This is a genomic window from Eikenella longinqua, assembly GCF_001648355.1.
Lineage (GTDB): Bacteria > Pseudomonadota > Gammaproteobacteria > Burkholderiales > Neisseriaceae > Eikenella > Eikenella longinqua.
Genome location: NZ_LXSL01000013.1, coordinates 157,226 through 176,324 on the forward strand (window position 1 = coordinate 157,226; position 19,099 = coordinate 176,324).

The 19,099-nt window shown below is 60.0% G+C and carries 16 protein-coding genes; 13 read left to right on the top strand and 3 right to left on the bottom strand.

The annotated features are described in order from the left end of the window. Positions 1–82: 82 nt before the first annotated feature. The 7 genes from A7P95_RS03280 (at position 83) to A7P95_RS03310 (ending at position 6,645) form a co-directional block, all read left to right on the top strand. On the top strand, positions 83–949 hold the full coding sequence (locus A7P95_RS03280; RefSeq protein WP_067591083.1) for a mechanosensitive ion channel family protein: 867 nt from the start codon (positions 83–85) through the stop codon (positions 947–949). A gap of 660 nt (positions 950–1,609) precedes the next feature. Next, the gene (lptF, locus tag A7P95_RS03285; RefSeq protein WP_067591086.1) at positions 1,610–2,722 is read left to right on the top strand and encodes an LPS export ABC transporter permease LptF; all 1,113 of its coding nucleotides are present in this window, start codon (positions 1,610–1,612) and stop codon (positions 2,720–2,722) included. Then, on the top strand, positions 2,719–3,789 hold the full coding sequence (gene lptG, locus A7P95_RS03290) for an LPS export ABC transporter permease LptG (protein ID WP_067591090.1): 1,071 nt from the start codon (positions 2,719–2,721) through the stop codon (positions 3,787–3,789). Before lptF ends, lptG begins: the two co-directional genes overlap by 4 nt. A gap of 184 nt (positions 3,790–3,973) precedes the next feature. Beyond that, positions 3,974–4,525, top strand: a complete 552-nt coding sequence (locus A7P95_RS03295) for a DUF2726 domain-containing protein (protein ID WP_067591094.1) — start codon at positions 3,974–3,976, stop codon at positions 4,523–4,525. 68 nt (positions 4,526–4,593) lie between these two features. Next, complete coding sequence (locus tag A7P95_RS03300; protein ID WP_067591096.1) at positions 4,594–5,214, top strand: riboflavin synthase; 621 nt, start codon at positions 4,594–4,596, stop codon at positions 5,212–5,214. Further along, entirely contained in the window at positions 5,211–5,837 is a 627-nt protein-coding gene (locus A7P95_RS03305) for a 1-acyl-sn-glycerol-3-phosphate acyltransferase (protein WP_067591099.1), read from the top strand. The genes A7P95_RS03300 and A7P95_RS03305 overlap by 4 nt, the downstream gene beginning before the upstream one ends. Position 5,838: 1 nt before the next feature. Next, positions 5,839–6,645, top strand: coding sequence for an RNA methyltransferase (locus tag A7P95_RS03310; RefSeq protein ID WP_067591101.1), 807 nt, complete (start codon positions 5,839–5,841; stop codon positions 6,643–6,645). 97 nt (positions 6,646–6,742) lie between these two features. On the opposite strand, the gene A7P95_RS03315 is transcribed toward A7P95_RS03310, so the two are convergent. Together A7P95_RS03315 and A7P95_RS03320 are read right to left on the bottom strand one after the other, a co-directional pair. Then, positions 6,743–9,031, bottom strand: a complete 2,289-nt coding sequence (locus A7P95_RS03315; protein WP_067591104.1) for a Tex family protein — start codon at positions 9,029–9,031, stop codon at positions 6,743–6,745. 132 nt (positions 9,032–9,163) lie between these two features. Then, complete coding sequence (locus A7P95_RS03320; protein ID WP_067591107.1) at positions 9,164–9,847, bottom strand: SMI1/KNR4 family protein; 684 nt, start codon at positions 9,845–9,847, stop codon at positions 9,164–9,166. 139 nt (positions 9,848–9,986) lie between these two features. Here A7P95_RS03320 and yjgA point away from each other — a divergent pair, with 139 nt between their 5' ends. The 6 genes from yjgA (at position 9,987) to prfB (ending at position 17,571) form a co-directional block, all read left to right on the top strand. Then, a complete protein-coding gene (gene yjgA / locus A7P95_RS03325; RefSeq protein ID WP_225747523.1) occupies positions 9,987–10,562 on the top strand; it encodes a ribosome biogenesis factor YjgA in 576 nt (191 codons plus the stop codon). Between the two features lie 392 nt (positions 10,563–10,954). Then, complete coding sequence (locus A7P95_RS03330) at positions 10,955–12,526, top strand: AmpG family muropeptide MFS transporter (RefSeq protein WP_179945891.1); 1,572 nt, start codon at positions 10,955–10,957, stop codon at positions 12,524–12,526. Positions 12,527–12,792: 266 nt separating this feature from the next. Beyond that, positions 12,793–13,554 (top strand): hypothetical protein, encoded by a 762-nt coding sequence (locus A7P95_RS03340; protein WP_067591115.1) that lies wholly within the window; start codon positions 12,793–12,795, stop codon positions 13,552–13,554. A gap of 201 nt (positions 13,555–13,755) precedes the next feature. Then, positions 13,756–14,631, top strand: coding sequence for a toxin-antitoxin system YwqK family antitoxin (locus tag A7P95_RS03345; RefSeq protein WP_067591118.1), 876 nt, complete (start codon positions 13,756–13,758; stop codon positions 14,629–14,631). Positions 14,632–14,726: 95 nt separating this feature from the next. Further along, positions 14,727–16,160, top strand: coding sequence for a dihydrolipoyl dehydrogenase (lpdA, locus tag A7P95_RS03350; protein ID WP_067591121.1), 1,434 nt, complete (start codon positions 14,727–14,729; stop codon positions 16,158–16,160). A 307-nt stretch (positions 16,161–16,467) separates the two neighbouring features. After that, on the top strand, positions 16,468–17,571 hold the full coding sequence (prfB, locus tag A7P95_RS03355; protein WP_067591124.1) for a peptide chain release factor 2: 1,104 nt from the start codon (positions 16,468–16,470) through the stop codon (positions 17,569–17,571). A 215-nt stretch (positions 17,572–17,786) separates the two neighbouring features. On the opposite strand, the gene hemB is transcribed toward prfB, so the two are convergent. Continuing rightward, entirely contained in the window at positions 17,787–18,794 is a 1,008-nt protein-coding gene (hemB, locus tag A7P95_RS03360) for a porphobilinogen synthase (RefSeq protein ID WP_067591128.1), read from the bottom strand. Between the last annotated feature and the right edge of the window lie 305 nt (positions 18,795–19,099).

A 19,099-nucleotide genomic window follows, 5' to 3' on the forward strand; every position in this document is an offset into this window, starting at 1 on the left:
AAGCAGTTTTTGGCAAAGCCAAACAGGTTTTAACTTCGTTGAAGCTTTCGCTTTCAGGTAGCCTCTATCAAGGAAACCGATTATGTGGAACACATTGCAAAACTGGCTGCACGGCAGCCCGACGGCTTATCAATGGCTGGGCACGCTGCTTTTGGTGCCCGGCGTGCTGCTGGCGCGGCTGGTGCTGCTGCGACTGTATTTCCGACGCCATCCGCGTTTGGAAATCGACGAAATGCGCCGCGCGCTGGTGGTGAGCCGTAATATGGGGCTGATTGTGTGCGCCTTGGGCTTGTTTGCCGTGTGGTTTGCGCAGATTCAAACCTTCGCGCTTTCCATGGTGGCGCTGGCGGCGGCCACGGTGCTGGCCACCAAGGAGCTCATCATGTGCCTTTCCGGCAGCCTGATGCGCATGCTCACCAAGCAATATTCGGTGGGCGATTTCATCGAAATCGGCGGTATCCGCGGGCGGGTGGTGGACATCAATATGTTTAACACGCTGGTGATGGAAATCGGGCCCAACGCGCTGGTGGAGCATATGTCGGGGCAGGCGGTGTCGTTTCCCAACAGCCTGGTGCTGGCGCAGCCCTTGCGCCGCGACAATGTGTTCGGCAGCTATGTGGTGCACACGTTTGAAGTGCCGGTGCCGATTGCGCTCGACCCGGCTGCGGTGCTGCCGCCGCTGCGCGCGGTGCTGGAGCGGCTGTGCGCGCCAGAAACGGCGGCGATTGCGGCCTATCTGGAGCAGGTGCAGGCGCAGCGGCTGTTTATCACGCCGGCGGCCGAGCCGCATATCGGCTGCGTGCCGTTTGACGACAAGTTGTATAAGCTGGCCGTGCGCTTCGCCGCGCCGCTGCCGCGCCGGCTGGCCATCCAGCAGGCGGTGTTGGACGAGTTTATGCGGGTGCAGCACCGTTTGCTGGCGCAGGCGGGGCGGGAAGAGGCTACCTGAAAAATATCCGCCCGGCTGCGGCAGCCTTGGCGCGGCGTGGCAAAAAAGGGCGTTCTGCCGTACAATCCGCGCGATTTGTTTAACGGGGCAAGGGCTTGGCTTGCGTGGCGAAAGGCTACCTGAAGAATTAGCCTTTGTTCGGGTGGATGTTGTGCAGCCATGCCTTGTATGGTATTCGGAATTTCTGCAACAAATATTTTCAGGTAGCCTTTCTCGGTTGGGCTTCGTTCACCTTTGCGCCTCGTGCCGGCGCGGGCACTTCCTTTTCTTTGCTTCGCCAAAGAAAAGGAAGCAAAAGAAAGGCGACTGCGGGCACAGGTTTGGCTTCGCCAAACTCCCCTCACTCCGCACGGTTTTTTGGGCGGGCTCGCAACTTGCGGCTACGCCGCTTCGAACATGCAAGCCCTTGTTCCCCGAAAAACCGCGCTCCGTTCGGCTGTGCCAGCAGAGAGGGCGGCAAGCCCAGAATGTTTATGGTAAATAATTCTGTTTTGAAAAGGCGGTATGTAGAGGCTACCTGAAAAAAGGTAGGATACCTGAACCCATCCCCTAGGGGTGTGCAAGACAGGTATGATTCATCAACATCTGCCACTTTCCCACAACACAACGCGGCGCCCGCCGCCCATCCGGCCGCATCCGCCGGCCTTGCTATGGAACAATATGGTTTATCAGAGAAAATTCATTAAAGAAGTGTCGCAAACCGCCATGGGCGTATTTGTGCTGCTCTTGGCCACGCTGGTGGCGGTGCAGGCGGTGAAGCTCTTGGGCAGCGCGGCCGGCGGCAAGGTGGCGGCCGATGCGGTGGCCACGCTGGTGGCGTTTTGGACGGTGGCGTTGATGCCCATCGTGCTCATCCTCACCGCCTACATCAGCGCGCTCACGGTGCTCTCCCGCTATTGGCGCGACAGCGAAATGGCGGTGTGGCTCTCTTCCGGCCTCTCGCTCTACGGCTGGATTAAGCCGCTGATGGCCTTTGCCGTGCCTTTTGCCCTGCTCACAGCGCTGGTGTCGATGCTGGTGATGCCGTGGGCGGATTCGCGCAGCCGCGAGTTTGCCGAAGTGCTCAAGCGGCGGCAGGACACATCCATGGTGCGTCCGGGCGTGTTTCAAGAATTCGGCGGCAGCACGCCGCGCGTGTATTTTGTGGAGAAATTTGACGCGGGCAGCGGCGATGCGGCCAATCTGTTTATCCGCGAGCAAAACGCGCAGGGGCGCGACACGCTGATTACCGCCGAGCGCGGCCGTTTCGCCGAAGCCGACAACCAGCGCACGCTGGAGCTCTTCAACGGCCGGCGCTACAGCGGCACGCCCGGCATGGCCGATTACGACGAAGTCTCCTTCGAGCGGCTGCACCTGATTGTGGGCACCGCGCCCAAGCTGGTGCAGCGCGACATCCACCGCCGCACCGTGCCCACCGCCAAGCTGTGGGGCAACCCCAATCCGGAATTGCGCGGCGAGCTGATGTGGCGCATCACCATGCCGGTGAGCGTGCTGATTTTGGCGCTTTTGGCGCTGCCGCTCTCCTATATGGACAACCGCAGCGGCCGCAGCTACAGCCTGCTGATTGCCATCGGCATGTTTCTGCTTTATCAAAACGGGCTCACGCTGGTGCGCGACGGCATCAGCAGCGGCAAGATTCCGCTGTGGCCGGGCTTGATTGTGCCGCATCTTTTAATGCTGATGCTGGCTGTGTTGCTGCTGCGCGTGCGCAGCCAGCCGGCCAGGCCGTTTTGGCAGGCGCTGCGCCTGGCTCTGGGAGGCAAACCGGCATGAAACTGCTCACCCGCTATCTGATCCGCCGCCTGGGCACGGCCACGCTGTATGCGCTGTTGGCCTTGGTGGCGCTGTTTTCCTTTTTCGAAGTGATTAACGCCGTGGACGACGTGGGCGACGGCAGCTACACCGTGCTCACCCTGCTGCTGTATGTGGGCATGCGCCTGTTCGGGCATATGTATACCCTGCTGCCGCTGGCGGTGTTGGTGGGCTGCCTGGCTGCGCTGAGCCAGCTGGCTTCGGCCAGCGAGTGGACGGTGATCCGCACCAGCGGCGCTTCGCTCAAGCGCATCATCGCCACCGTGGCGGCGGTGGGGCTGCTGGCCGGCTTCATCGGCGTGGCGCTGGGCGAATGGGTGGCGCCGTATATGGAGCAGCGCGCCGAGCGGCTGCGCCTGCACGCGGTGCAGCAAACCGTGAGCCTTGGTGGCAGCGGCCTGTGGTTCCGGCAGGGGCGCGACAACATCAATGTGCGCGAAATGCTGCCCGATGGCCGCCTGCGCGGCATCCGCATCTACCGCTACAACGAGCACGCCGCCCTTGCCGCCGCCTGGCAGGCCGAGGAAGGGCGCGTGAACGGCAACGGCACGTGGACGCTCAAGCAGGTGGCGCGCACCAGCCTGCTGGCCGAGCGCACGCACACCGAGCGCCTGCCCGAAACGCAGTGGCAAAGCGAAGTGGGGCTGGATTTGCTCGGCGTGCTGCTGGTGGACACCGACCAAATGTCGGCGCGCAGCCTGAAGGTGTATATCGACCACCTGCAAAGCAACGGCCAGCAAACTGCCACCTATGCCACCGCCTGGTGGCGCAAACTGCTCTACCCGCTGGTGTGCACGGTGATGGCGTTGGTGGCGCTGGCCTTCACGCCGCAGAGTGCGCGCCACGGCAACATCGGCGTGCGCCTGTTCCTCGGCATCTGCCTCGGCCTCGCCTTCCACTTTGCCGGCCTACTCTCCGGCTATGTGGCGCAACTCTCCGGCCTGCCGCCCTTGGGCGCCGCCGCGCTGCCCGGCGCGGTGTTTGCCCTCGCCGCCACTTGGTTGATTCGGCGGCAGGAAGTGCGCTGAGGAGGGGCTGGTTGGGTTTTCAGGTAGCCTGTTTGAATCTTTATCGGGCTACCTGAAAATAAGATGGCGGCATTTTTCAGGTAGCCTCAGATTGTTGTTTACAAGAATGTGCGGTTTAGGGCTTCAGGTAGCCTATTGATGGGGCTGTTGTTGTTCGGATGGGTAAAAACGGGAGGATAAGAAAATGATGCTGATACTGGTTGTGGTGGTGGCTGTGATTGTTTTTGCTATGGTTTCCGGTTCGAAAAAAGGCGGTGGTAGGAAAAGAGCCTCTAAGGCACAGCAGAGAGCATCGGAAGACGTGAATGAGCCTTGGCCGTTTTATCCCAGCTATGCTATGAGCCGCAACGAACAAGAAGTGTATTGGAAGCTGGAGCAGGCCTTGCCAGACTATATTGTGCTGGCGCAAGTACAGGCTTCGCGGGTATTAAAGGTAAAGCGGGGAGAGAACCATCAGGCGTGGCTTAACCGGATTAACCGCATGAGCTACGATTATCTAATTTGTCATAAAAACACTTACCCGTTGCTGGTGATTGAATTGGATGATTCCACGCACGATCGGGCAGATCGGCAAGATGCCGACCGCCGCAAAGAGATGGCCTTGGCCGGTGCGGGAATTAAAATCGTCCGTTGGCGGAAGCAAGATGTACCCTCTGCGGAGCAGATTCTGGCGCTTGTACGGCAGCAGCAAGCAATGCTTCAGGAGAGGATGAAACGGAAACAACAGGCTACCTGAAAAACAGGCTTGGCAATTTTCAGGTAGCCCTAATCAAGCAGTCATCACAATATAATCAAGGAGAAACCATGTTTACAGGAATTGTACAAGGCTTGGGCGAAGTGCTGGCCGTGGAGCAGCGCGCGCCCGATTTCCGCAGCCACACCGTGCGCCTGCCCGAAGGTGCGGATGCCGATTTGCGCGTGGGCGCATCGGTGGCGCACAACGGCTGCTGCCTCACCGTTACCCGCGTGCACGCCAACGGCGCGGCCGATTTCGACCTGATGGGCGAAACGCTGGCCAAAACCAACCTCGGCGCGTTGCGGCCGGGCGACAAGGTAAACATCGAGCGTGCCGCCCGCTTCGGCGACGAAATCGGCGGCCACAGCATGAGCGGGCATATCAGCAACACCGCCGAAATCAGCCGCATCGAAGAGAGCGGCCTGAACCGCACCGTGTGGTTCAGGCTACCTGAAAACCTGAAAGGCTATGTATTCCCCAAAGGATTCATCGGCTTGGACGGTTGCAGCCTCACCGTCGGCACGGTAACCGACAGCGAGTTCAACGTGCACCTGATTCCCGAAACCCTGAGCCGCACGCTGTTTGGCAGCCGCCGGGCCGGCGAGCGCGTAAACGTGGAAATCGACCCGCAAACGCAGGTGATTGTGGACACCGTGGCGCGGATTCTGGCTGAACGGGCGAAGCAATGACAACGAGCGAACTGCCGCCGCAAGTGCCGCGACGGGGCGGCAGGCTGAGCCGCCGCGTGGCGGCCGTTTTGCTGCGGCTTTTGGGCTGGCGCGTGGCTGGCAGCGTGCCGGATGTGGCCAAATGCGTGGTCATCGCCGTGCCGCACACTTCTAATTTCGACGGGCTGTATGTGCTGCCCGCCCTCTTGGCCTTGGATTTGAAAATCAGCATTTTCGGCAAGCAAAGCCTGTTTGCCGTGCCCGGCCTGGCGGCGTTTTTGCGCTGGGCGGGCGTGATGCCGCTGGATAGGGCGCACGCCGGCGGCGTGGTGGACGAGGCGGTGGCAAGCTTCCGCCGCAGCGAGCGCCTGTTTCTCGGCATTTCGCCCGAAGGCACGCGCCACGCCGCGCCCAAATGGAAAAGCGGTTATTGGCGGATTGCGCGCGGTGCGGGCGTGCCGATATTGCCGGTGGCGATTGACTACGCCCGGCGCGAAGTGCTCTTCTTGCCGTTGTTTGCCCCCAGTGCCGACATGGCCGCCGACCATGCCGCCCTGGCCGCGCTGTTTCGCGGCGTCGAGCCGAAACACCGGCACCGCCTGTCCTTGCCGTTGCGCGAACATCCGATAAACGAAACCGATTGATATGACCGACACCCCCACCGTTCCCGACTACCTGCGCCACATCCGCGTGGTGCTCGCGCGCACCAGTCACCCCGGCAACATCGGCGCCGCCGCCCGCGCCATGAAAACCATGGGTCTGAGCCGCCTCACCCTGGTGGCGCCGAACCTGATGGCCACGCCGATGACGCCCGAGCCGCCCGCCTTCGATGCCGGGCGCGCCGCCGCATTCCGGCTGCCGGAAGAAAGCTTCATCCTCGCTTCCGGCGCGCGCGACGTGCTGGAGCAGGCGCAGATTGTGGCTACGTTGGACGAAGCGCTGGCCGACACCGTGCTCAGCTGCGCACTCACCAGCCGCCGCCGCGAGCTCTCCGCCCCGCTGCACACGCCGCGCGAGCTGGTGCCCGAGCTGTTGCAGGCCGCGCGGCAGGGTTTTCAGGTAGCCCTCGTGTTCGGCAACGAAACCTTCGGCCTGAATATCGACGAAGTGCAGCGCTGCAACCGCCTGCTCACCATCAGCGGCAATCCCGCCTATTTTTCGCTCAACCTGGCGCAGGCCGTGCAGGTGGTGTGCTACGAAATTTTCAGCCAAACCGGCATGGGCGTGAGCCGGCTGGCGCACGAGCACACCCCCGCCACGCAAAGCCAAATCCGCGGTATGGTGGAACACTTGGAGCAAATCATCGAGCAAACCGGCTTCGCCCACCGCCGCAACCAAGAACGCATGATGCGCCGCCTGCACAGCTTGTTCGACCGCGCCTCGCCTAGCCGCGAAGACATCGACCTGCTACGCGGCCTGTGGAACAGAATCGGGCAGCGCTTGAAGGGGTGAGCTTGCCTTTCTAGTGTGTTTGTTTGGAAAGAGAAAAGGCTACCTGAAAACCATGTTTCGGTTTTCAGGTAGCCTTTTGCTTGGGGGGAATACGGTTTTACCGCTTCAACTTCGCCAGTGCATCCGCCATTGCCGAGTTTGCAGGCTGCTTTTCGCGCGGTGGTTTGCCGTTTTTCAGGCTGCCTGAACGGCTGTTCGCGCCACGTTTTTCGGTTTCAGACGGCCTTCCGCGTTTTTCCGCGCCCGCTTCGTCATCCAAGCGCATGGTCAGCGCGATGCGTTTTCTGGCGGCATCGACTTCCAGCACTTTCACTTTCACCACGTCGCCGGCTTTCACGACTTCGCGCGGGTCTTGGACGAACTTGTTTGCCAGCGCGGAAATATGCACCAAGCCGTCTTGGTGTACGCCGATGTCCACGAATGCACCGAAGTTGGCGACGTTGGAGACCACGCCTTCGAGTATCATGCCGACTTGCAAGTCGCTGATTTCGTTAATGCCTTCGGCAAACGATGCCGTCTGAAACTCGCCGCGCGGGTCGCGGCCGGGTTTTTCCAGCTCGGACAGGATGTCCAAAATAGTGGGCAGGCCGAAGCGTTCGTCGGTGAAGTCGGATGCTTTGATTTGCTTCACGCGCTCGCGGTTGCCGATAAGTTCGGCGGCGGTAATGCCTTGTTGCGCCAGCATTTTGGCGACGACGGGGTAGGCTTCGGGGTGTACCGCGCTTGCGTCCAGCGGCTCTTTGCCGCCGTTAATCCGCAAGAAGCCCGCCGCCTGCTCGAAGGTTTTTTCTCCCAAGCGCGGTACTTTCAGCAGTTTTTTGCGGCTGTCGAACGCGCCGTTTTCATCGCGGTAAGCGACGATGTTTTGGGCAAGGGTTTGATTCAAACCGGAAATCCGCGCCAAAAGCGGGGCGGAGGCGGTGTTCACATCGACGCCGACAGCGTTCACGCAGTCTTCGACCACCGCGTCCAGCGATTTGGCGAGCTGGCTTTGGTTTACGTCGTGCTGATACTGCCCCACGCCGATGGATTTGGGGTCGATTTTGACCAACTCGGCAAGCGGGTCTTGCAGCCTGCGGGCGATGGACACCGCGCCGCGCAGGGAAACGTCCAAGTCGGGGAACTCGCGCGCCGCCAGTTCGGACGCGGAATAAATCGACGCGCCGGCTTCGGAAACGACGATTTTGTGCAGCCCCATTTCAGGCAGCCCCTTCACCAGTTCGCCCGCGATTTTGTCGGTTTCGCGGCTGGCGGTGCCGTTGCCGATGGCGATGAGCTTCACGCCGTGCTGCTTAATCAGGCGCGACAGCATGGCAAGCATATTGTTTTCTTGGTGCAAATAGACGATGACCGTATCCAGCAGCTTGCCCGTGTCGTCCACCACAGCGCATTTCACGCCGTTGCGGTAGCCGGGGTCGAGACCCAAAGTCGTCAGCCGTCCGGCGGGCGCGGCGAGCAGCAAGTCTTTGAGATTGCGTGCGAATACGGTAATTGCGTCGGTGTCGGCGGCTTCTTTCAGACGGCCTAAGGCTTCAAGTTCCAGCGACAAAAAGATTTTCGCGCGCCAAGTCAGGCGCACGGTGTCGCGCAGCCATTTGTGGCCGTCTGAAATCTTGAAGCGGCGGGCGATGATTTGCTCGTATTCGCTTTGCTGCGTAATCGGTGTGTCGTCGGGCTGGTATTTGAGTGCGATGTTCAACACGCCTTCGTTCCTGCCGCGCAAAACCGCCAGTGCGCGGTGGCTGGGTATGGCGCGGACGGGTTCGCGGTGGTCAAAATAATCGCTGAATTTTTCGCCTTCGGTTTCTTTTCCTTCAACGACTTGCGCGTGGATTTCGGCTTCGTTCCACAGCTTGTCGCGCAGCGTGCCGATGAGTTCCGCGTCTTCGGCAAACTGTTCCATCAGAATCGAGCGCGCGCCGTCCAGCGCGGCTTTGGTGTCGGGGATGTTTTCGTTCAGGTAGCCTTGCGCGGCGGCTTCCACGTCCTGCGGCTGCTCGGCAAGCAACACGTCCGCCAGCGGCTGCAAACCGTGTTCGCGCGCGATTTGCGCTTTGGTGCGGCGTTTGGGTTTGTAGGGCAGATACAGGTCTTCCAGCGCGGTTTTGTTGTCGGCGGCTTCGATTTGCGCCCTGAGGTCGTCTGAAAGCTTGCCTTGCTCTTCAATGCTTTTTAAAACAACGGCTTTGCGCTCTTCCAGCTCGCGCAGGTATTGTAGCCGCTCGGCAAGCTGGCGCAACTGCGTGTCGTCCAGCCCGCCCGTGGCTTCCTTGCGGTAGCGGGCGATAAACGGCACGGTCGCGCCGTCGTCCAAAAGCTCGACGGCGGCGGTGATTTGGGCGGCGGTGGCGGAGAGTTCTTGAGAGAGGATTTGGGTGATGTTCATGGGTGTGCTTTCTAAAAATATCAGGCTGTGTTTCAGTAAAGGCTACCTGAAAAACGATGTCTTGGCGAAGCCAAGGCAGAGTTTCTGTGTTAGTTAAAATGCAGTTTCTGTGGAGTTGAAAATATCGGTGGTTTATTCTTCGTCGTCTTCATCTTCATAAGAAGTGTAGAGCCAATTATCCCAGCCGAACAGTTCGAGCAGCGTGTCGAAGCGGTTTTGCTCGGCGGTGCCGATAAACACACCGCCGACATTGCCGCCTTCGGCAAAACAGAGCAGGATGATTTCGTGGAAGCCGTCGGTGTAGAAGCGTTGGTTTTCTTGGCGCAGCTCGACGATTTCGGTGCGGTTTTGCCGGACAAACTGCACGGCTTGGCTGCTTACCGATTCTTCGTCCATGATGTTGGCGCAGTAGCGCAGGCCGCCCATGACGGCGTTGGTGCAGGCCAGTTGCAGCAGCAGGGCGCGGGTGTCGGGCAGGTGCGGCTGCCATTGGTTGGCATCGGCAATATCGAAGGCGATGTGGACAGGTGGGTCGTCTTGCGCCAAGTCGGCTTTGGCAATACCGCACAGGAACACGCCTTGGTTTTCTTCCTCCAGCACCAGATAATCGCCATCGAAATCCATTTTGTCTAACGGTAGCAATCGGTTAAACGATTGATTAACCGCTTCGCTGCCGCCCAAGGCAAGCAAATATTCGCGCAACACGGCGGGGAAGCGGATGCCTAAGCGTTGTTCGGCGGCGGCGATGTCGGCTTCGGGCAGGCCGCAGGGGGAGTTGATTTGATAGAGGGTGGCGATGTGGTTGAGATAATCCATAACTTAGGTTTGAGGCTACTTGAAAAAATCCGCTCGGAAGCAAAACGCGGATTATGCCACATATCGGTTTTCAGGTAGCCCGAAAGCCGCCGCGCGCAAACTTTGCTAAAATGCCGCCATCTTTTTTATGGAAACCGCCATGCACAAGCAGCCAAGCAGCCAGCAGGAACAAGAACAAGAATGGGTGAGCAAAACCCGCCGCAAGCAGGAAATGCACGATTTGCAGGATTTGGGCATGCAGCTCGCCCGCCTTTCTGCCGACACACTGAAGAAAATCGAATTGCCCGAAGAATTGCGCGAAGCCATTGCCATGTATAGGAAAATCCACAGCAACGGCGCGCTCAAGCGGCAAACCCAATACATCGGCCGCCTCATGCGCGACCTCGATCCCGCCCCCATCCGCGAGTTTCTCGACAAACTGCAAGGCAGCCACGCCGCCTACAACGCCTTTTTGCAGCGCGTGGAGCAGATGCGCGAAACCCTGCTGGAACACGACGACGCGCTCACCGATTTCCTGCGCGATTACCCCGCCGCCGAAGCCGGCCAACTGCGCACCCTCATCCGCAACACGCGCAAAGAACGCGAGCAGGCCAAGCCGCCCAAACACTTCCGCGCGCTCTACCGCTACCTGAAAGAAATAATGGAAGCGGATCATCCCACCGCAGAAATGCCCGCAGCAGAAGGGGAAGAAGAGCAGGGCGGAGCCTTGGAATAAAGCGTTTGGCATCCACCAACAAAATAAAGGCTACCTGAAAACTGCAAACCGGTTTTCAGGTAGCCTTTTTACGTTTTCACCACAGGCAGTTTGCCAACCACGCCCTAATGCCATAATGGCTACCTGAAAGCGTCGCTCCAACAAAGTTGGAACGCACACGGCGCAAACGAGGCAGCCTTTCCAAAACCGAAATTTTTCAGCTAGCCCCTCGCGCAGGGCGCCGCTGATAGCTGAAATGATGATTTCCGCATACCAGGCGGCAAGCCGCAGGCAGTAGGGCAAGGCAAGCCAACGCAGCAGGAAGTGAAGTATTTTGGCGATAACCTTGCCGCCGAAGCAAACGCGCTATAATGCCGCGTTTTCCCCGTTTCACCCCGCAGCGGAGCCGCACCATGACTTCATCCCGCCCACGCCCGGCCGATTCCCCTTCTCCCGCCAGCAGCCCAGCGCCCAAACGGCGCGCCTGGGCTGGCTATGCCGACCGCCGCGCCGCGGCCATGCTGCTGCTCGGTTTCGCGGCGGGGATTCCGATTTTGCTGATTTTCTCCAGCCTTTCGCTGTGGCTCACCGAAGCGGGAGTGGACCGCGCCACGGTAACCATGTTCAGCTGGGCGGCGCTGGGCTATTCCTTCAAATTCATCTGGGCGCCGCTGGTGGATGCGCTGCCGCTGCCGTGGCTCACGCGCCGTTTGGGGCAGCGGCGCGGCTGGCTGCTGCTCGCGCAGGGGCTGATTATTGCGGCGATTTTGGCGATGGCCGCGCTCGATCCGGCGCAGGCGGCGGCCCTGCCTTGGATGGCGGCCTCGGCGGTGCTGCTCGGTTTTTCTTCGGCCACGCAAGACGTGGTGATCGATGCCTACCGCATTGAAATCGCGCCGGGCGATGCGGGTATGCAGTCGGTGATGTCGGCCACTTATACGGCGGGCTACCGCGTGGGCATGATTGCGGCGGGCGCGGGCGCGCTGTGGCTGGCCAGCGGCTTCGGCTCGGAAAAGGGGCATTATCTGTATGCGGCATGGCGCAACACTTATTGGCTGATGGCGGCCACCATGGGCGCGGGCGTGCTGACCACGCTGTGGGTGCGCGAGCCGGCGGTGCGGCGCGAGCGTCCGGCGGGCGCGTCGCTGGGCGACAATGCGCGGCTGGTGGGCTTGTTTGCCTGCGCGGTGCTGGCTTTTGTGCTGGTGTTCCGGCTGGCGGGCGGGTGGCTACCTGAAAATTCGGGGCCGCTGGCTTCGCTGCTGCTGGAGGGCTTGCGGCTCTTGGCGGCGCTGCTGGCAGCGGGCGCGGTGGCGCGGCTGCTGGTGGCCGCCGGGCTGGTGCGCGGCGAGGCGGTGCGGCAAACTTGGGTGTCGCCGCTGGCGGATTTTTTCCGGCGCTACGGGCGGCATGCGGCGCTGCTGCTGGCTTTGATTGGGATGTATCGGATTTCGGATATTGTGGCGGGGGTGATTGCCAATGTGTTTTATGCCGATATGGGCTTCAGCAAGGAGGAGATTGCGGGCGCGGTGAAAACGTTTGGCGTGCTGATGTCGATTGCGGGCGGCTTTTTTGGCGGCGTGCTGGCGCAGCGGTTTGCCGTGATGCGCATGATGATGCTGGGCGCGGTGCTGGCTTCGGCCACCAATCTGCTGTTTATCCTGCTGTTTTGGCAGGGGCACAATCTGCCTTTCCTTTATCTGGCGGTGGCGTTCGATAATTTGGCGGGCGGGCTGGCCAGCGCGGTGTTTGTGGCCTTCCTCTCGTCGCTCACCAGCATCCGGTTTACCGCCGTGCAATACGCGCTGTTCAGCTCGCTGATGACGCTGCTGCCCAAAACGCTGGGCGGCTATTCGGGTAGCATCGTGAACCAGATTGGCTACGACGGTTTCTTTCTCTTCACCGCGCTGTTGGGCGTGCCGGTGCTCGGGCTGGTGTGGCTGGTGCGGCGCAAGTTGCCTATGCAGGGCGGGGGCGAGCTTTAGCGGCGCAGAAACCGCTTCGCTTTTTTAGCTTCGCAGAAACTCAGCCATCGTTTTAACGAAACTCATTGTGCTTGTTTTAGCTTCGCAGAAACTCGCTGCGCTCGTTTTCAGGTAGCCTTCCTCCTGCAGGAAAAGGCTACCTGAAAAACCATCCCGCCAAAATATCCAATGAAAATAGCCTGCTGCCTCCGCACTAAACACAGCGCCCGCCATTTGGTGTAGACTGCGCGCCACTCAGCTATTTTTCCCTAGGAGAACATCGCATCATGTTGAAAAACATCCTCACCGCCGCCGTATTGTCCGCCCTGCTCGGCGCCTGCGCCGCCACCGGCAGCGGCGACGCCATCCCCGCCCAGGCCGACCAGCTCGCCGCGCGCACCAACCAAGCCGCCGCAGCCGTGCGCCAGCGTGAAGCCCAAGAAAACATCATCGCCTACTACGACGCCGACGGCGACCCCGCCGAACGCGCCATGCCCGGCGGCTACTACCGCATCCTGCTCGGCCGCACCGCCGAAGGCCGCGCTGTGGTGCAGGATTTCTACCAAGACAGCCGCACCAAGCAAATCAGCCCCGTGATCATCGGTAAAGACAGCGAGTTGAAAAACTTCAACTCCGAAGTGATCGAAGGCCTGGTGGTGTGGTACACCCCCGAAGGCCGGCTCACCAACTTCTCCGAAATTCACAACGGCAAACAGCTGCGCGCCGGCATGTATAACGAAAACGGCCGCCTCGCCCTCAGCATCGTGGGCGAGCCCGACGAAAAAGAAGGCGTTTTCGAGCTGAAAGGCTTCTACGACGACGGCAAGCTCCTGTTTGCCATGCGCGACGACAAAACCGAAAACGGCCTCGTCCGCACCTACTACTACCCCAACGGCAACAAGCTGATGCAAACCACTGGCAAAGACAGCAACGCCAAAACCGAATTCTGGAAAGAAGACGGCAGCAGCGCCACCGCCGCCGACGTGCAAACCCCGCTGCGCGACAACCTCCAGCGCGTAAACTACCTGATGAGCAAACACCTGCGCTAAAGCCGCCGGCGCGGCATAAGAAAAGGCTACCTGAAAATTCGTTCCGTAGAATTTTCAGGTAGCCTTTTCTTATGCCGCCCGGCAAAGGGTGGATTAGACAAATCGGCCAAGGTTTCCGCTATGGATTTTTAAGGGTTAAGGCTTTAGAATGCGGCAGTCTGCCGTATACGCAAACATTCATCCATTCCTACGGGGAAATCCATGAACAAACTCTTTTCCATCGTGGCCGCCGCCCTGCTGCTGGCCGCCTGCAATCCCAGTCAAAACAACAGCCAAAACAGCGAAGCTTCCGCTCCGCCCGCCGCTTCCGGCACCGCCCAGGCCGACAGCCAGCAGCCGCCGGCTTTAGCCCTGCCGCTTGAAGCGCAAGCGCTGGAAGCCGCTGCCGCCAAAGCCGTGGAAGGCTACCAGCCTGCCGCCGAAAAACAGCTTATCTATTTCGACCGTGATTCCAAACCCGCCGACAAACCCAGCCCCGGCGGCTACTACCGCGAAATCCTGGGCACCATGCCCGACGGCCGCCTAGTGGTGCAGGATTTCTACCAAGACAGCGGCAAACCGCAGATTCTGCCCGCCCTCCTGGTGAAAGACGGCGATCCGAAAGACTTCTCCACCGATATAAACGACAGCTTGGTGGTGTGGAAAGATGAAGACGGCTCGATTTCCTCCGCCGGCGAGTTTGCCCAAGGCAAGCTGAACGGCTGGCTCGGCGTGTACCGCAACGGCCGCCTTGCCATGCAGGGGCGCGACACCGAGCCCGGGCTGGAAAACGAAGTATTGTTCCTCTATGCCGACGGCAAACCGATGATGTGGGTACACCCCGCCGCCGACAAACAGCACGTGATCATGAACGCCTACTACCCGGGCGGCGGCATCATGGTCAATTCCATCGGCAATGCCAACGGCGAAGGCCAGCCTGTTATTTCCGCTTGGGACAAACAGGGCAAACCCGCGCCCGTGGCCGCCATCAAAGAAGATTGGGAAACCATCCAGTCTTCCTTGGCCGAGCTGCAAGAGCATATGGCGCAGCACGACACAGTGATGGGCAGCGGGCAATCCGCTTCCGCGCCGAAGTAAGCAATGATTTTCAGCCGCTTAGCATGAAATAATGCCAAACCATGCCAAGCGGCTTATTTTCCCCACCTTGGTTTTCACACAAAAGGAGCTTCAATATGTCTCAGTTTGACGTAGTGGTAATCGGTGCAGGCCCCGGCGGATACATCGCCGCCATCCGCGCCGCCCAACTGGGTTTCAAAACCGCCTGTATCGACGCGGGCGTGGACAAGGCCGGAGACGCCCCCGCTTTGGGCGGCACCTGCCTGAATGTGGGCTGCATTCCTTCCAAGGCGCTGTTGCAGTCTTCCGAGCATTTCCACGCCGCGCAGCACGATTTTGCCGAGCACGGCATCACCGTGGGCGACGTGAAGTTTGATGCAGCCAAGATGATCGAGCGCAAAGACGCCATCGTCACCAAGCTCACCGGCGGCATCAAATTCCTGTTTCAAAAGAATAAGGTAACCAGTCTGTTTGGCACCGCCTCCTTCGTGGGCAAAAACGGCGATTTCTGGCAGCTGGAAGTGGACGACGCGGGCGAGAAAACCACCGTGGAAGGCAAGCACATCATCGTGGCCACCGGCTCCACCCCGCGCCCGCTGCCGCTGGTGGACATCGACAATGTCAACGTGCTGGACAACGAAGGTGCGCTGAACCTGACCGAAGTGCCGGCTAAGCTGGGCGTGATCGGCGCCGGCGTAATCGGCCTGGAAATGGGCTCCGTGTGGAACCGCGTGGGCTCGGAAGTGACCATTCTGGAAGCTTCGCCGGTGTTCCTGGCCGCTGCCGACCAGCAGATTGCCAAAGAAGCGTTTAAATATTTCACCCGCGAGCAGGGCTTGCACATCGAGCTGGGCGTGAAGCTGAACAAGATCACCAGCGGCGAGAGCAAGGTGAGCGTTGAATTTGTTAGCGCCAAGGGTGAGGCGAAAACCGCCGAGTTTGACAAGCTCATCGTGGCCATCGGACGCGTGCCGAACACGCACGGCCTGAATGCCGAAGCCGTGGGCCTGCAAAAAGACGACCGCGGCTTCATCGTGGTGGACGGCGAATGCCGCACCAACTTGCCCAACGTGTGGGCCATCGGCGACGTGGTGCGCGGCCCGATGCTGGCGCACAAAGCCAGCGACGAAGGCGTGGCCGTGGCCGAACGCATTGCCGGTCAGAAACCGCATTTGGATTTCAACACCATCCCGTGGGTGATCTACACCGATCCGGAAATCGCCTGGGTGGGCAAAACCGAAGAGCAGCTCAAAGCCGAAGGCGTGGAATACAAAAAAGGCACCTCCGGCTTCGCCGCCAACGGCCGCGCCATGGGCTTGGGCAAGGCCAAAGGCACGGTGAAAATCCTAGCTGATGCCAAAACCGACCGCATCTTGGGCGTGCACATGATTGGCCCGATGGTGAGCGAGCTGATCACCGAAGGCGTGGTGGGCATGGAATTCTCCGCCAGCAGCGAAGACATCGCCCGCATCGTGCACGCACACCCGACCCTGTCGGAAGTGGTGCACGAAGCCGCCCTGGCTGTGGACAAACGCGCCCTGCACGGCTAATCCCGCCCGGCCTGCCCTGCCTGAAATAGCGTGCACGGCAGGCTCGGCCGAGTAAAGCAAAGGCTACCTGAAAAATGGTTGAACCGTTTTCAGGTAGCCTTTTTGTGCGCACACCGTTTGTGCACGGAGAAAGCAGCCATCCTAAAGGCTACCTGAAAACGCAGCACAGCGGAGTTTCTGCGAAGCTAAAAATTTCCCGCCCCGCAGAAAAGCGCCCGCAGTATGAAGACCCATTTTTCAGGTAGCCTAATCTGTTACAATACGCGCCCTGCAATCCGCGCATTCGATTACACAAAAGACAAAAACCATGGAAGCCGAACGCATCAACCTGCTCAACCACACCCTTTCCGACCTCGAACAACGCAGCACCGAAATCCGCGTTTATCTCGACTACGACGGCAAAAAAGACCGCCTCGAAGAAGTGGTCGGCCTCTCCGAAGACCCTGAGCTTTGGAACGACCCCAAGCGCGCCCAAGAAATCGGCAAAGAGCGCAAAGTGCTCGAAGGCATCGTGCTCACGCTCGATAAGATTGCCGGCGGCATCGAAGACAACCGCCTGCTCATCGACATGGCGCTCGAAGAAAACGACGAAGGCGGTTTCGCCGCCATCGAAGCCGACGTGGCCGCGCTGGAAAAGCAAATGGCCGAGCTCGAATTCAAGCGCATGTTCAACCAGCCCGCCGACGTGAACAACTGCTTCATCGACATCACCGCCGGCGCCGGCGGCACCGAAGCCGAAGACTGGGCCGGCATGCTTTTGCGCATGTACGTGCGCTACGGCGAGCGCAAAGGCTTCAAAGTGGAAATCATGGAGCAAGACGACGGCGAAATCGCCGGCATCAACCGCGCCACCATCCGCCTCGAAGGCGAATACGCCTACGGCCTCTTGCGCACCGAAACCGGCGTGCACCGCCTCGTGCGCCACTCCCCTTTCGATTCCAACAACAAGCGCCACACCTCCTTCGCCTCCGTATTCGCCTACCCCGAAGTGGACGACAGCTTCGAAGTGGAAATCAACCCCGCCGACGTGCGCACCGACACCTACCGCGCATCCGGCGCCGGCGGCCAGCACATCAACAAAACCGACTCCGCCGTGCGCATGACGCACATCCCCACCGGCATCGTCGTGCAATCGCAAAACAGCCGCTCGCAGCACGACAACCGCCGCGTGTGCGAAGAAATGCTGCGCGCCAAACTGTTCGAGCTGGAAATGCGCAAACGCAACGAAGAAAAACAGGCGTTGGAAGAAGGCAAGGCCGACGTGGGCTGGGGCAGCCAAATCCGTTCCTACGTGCTCGATTCCTCCCGCATCAAAGACTTGCGCACCGGCCACGAAACCGGCAACACCAAAGCCGTGCTCGACGGCGATTTGGACGACTTCATCGAAGCCAGCCTGAAACAGGGCGTGTGATTACTGCCGCGTTTGGTATTGCGGGCATACAAGGGCTACCTGAAAGCGCAGCGCAGCAGAGTTTCTGCGAAGCTAAGATTTTCAGGTAGCCTTTAAGCATATCGGGCTGCCGCGGCACGGTTGGTACGACTTGAAGCAAACAGTTTGTAATGACAGCTTCGGTTTGCTTGGGGGAGGAGCCGAGGTTTTCAGGTAGCCTTTTGTTGTGCCGCTGCTTAGCGCTGCTGTTTTAGCTGTTTGGCGGCTTCGATAGCGTAGTAGGTGAGGATGCCGTCGGTGCCGGCGCGTTTGAAGGCGAGCAGGCTTTCGAGGATGACTTTGCTGCCGTCGAGCCAGCCGTTTTGGATGGCGGCTTGCAGCATGGCGTATTCGCCGGATACTTGGTAGGCATAGGTGGGCACGCCGAATTGGTCTTTCACGCGGCGGATGATGTCGAGATAGGGCAGGCCGGGCTTCACCATCACCATGTCGGCACCTTCCTGCAAATCGAGCACGATTTCCTGCAAGGCTTCGTTGCTGTTGGCGGGGTCGAGTTGGTAGGTGCGCTTGTCGGCCTTGCCTAAATTGGCGGCGCTGCCCACGGCGTCGCGGAACGGGCCGTAGAAGGCGGAGGCGTATTTGGCGGAGTAGGCCATCAGGCGGGTGTGGATGTGGCCGGCGTCTTCCAGGGCTTCGCGGATGGCCCCGATGCGGCCGTCCATCATGTCGGAGGGGGCGATCACCTGCGCGCCGGCTTCGGCGTGGCACAGGGCTTGTTTGATCAGTACTTCCACGGTTTCGTCGTTCAGCACATAGCCGTGTTCGTCAATCAGGCCGTCTTGGCCGTGGCTGGTGTAGGGGTCGAGCGCCACGTCGGTCATTACGCCCAGCTCGGGGAAGCGTTCGCGCAGGGCGCGCACGGTGCGCGGCACGATGCCTTCCGGGTTGTAGGCTTCGCTGGCGCTCAGGTCTTTGTGCGGCACGGCGGCAGGGAATAGGGCCAGCATGGGGATGCCGAGCTCGCAGGCTTGTTCGGCCTGGCGCAATAAGTTATCTAAAGTTTGCCGCTCGATGCCGGGCATGGAGGGAATGGGCTCGTTGTCCGAGCCTTGTTCCAACACGAATACGGGGTAAATCAAGTCGTCGGTGCTGAGGGCGTGCTCGCGCATCAGGCGGCGGGAAAAGTCGTCTTTACGCATGCGGCGCGGGCGGGAATAGGGAACTTGGCGGTGTGGGAAATTCATGGTTTCGGCCTTGTGGAATGAAGTGGTGCGTATTTTACGCCGCTTGAGAGGGAAAGGGCAGCCGGCAGTATCGGGTAGGAAAGAGGAGAAATGTGAAATTAAATTCTCAATGATATGTAGGATTTGAGTGTTTTGGATAGAAATTTAGTTCTTGAGTATTTGACAGGTGGGGAGGGGATGGCGTATAGTTCGCATCTTCGCTGCTTCCACGGCACCGTTTCGAAATTGGTTGGACTGATTGGTTTTGAGACGTGTCGTTTTTATTCGGGAGCGGAATTGTTCTTTAACAGTGAGATTACCGATAA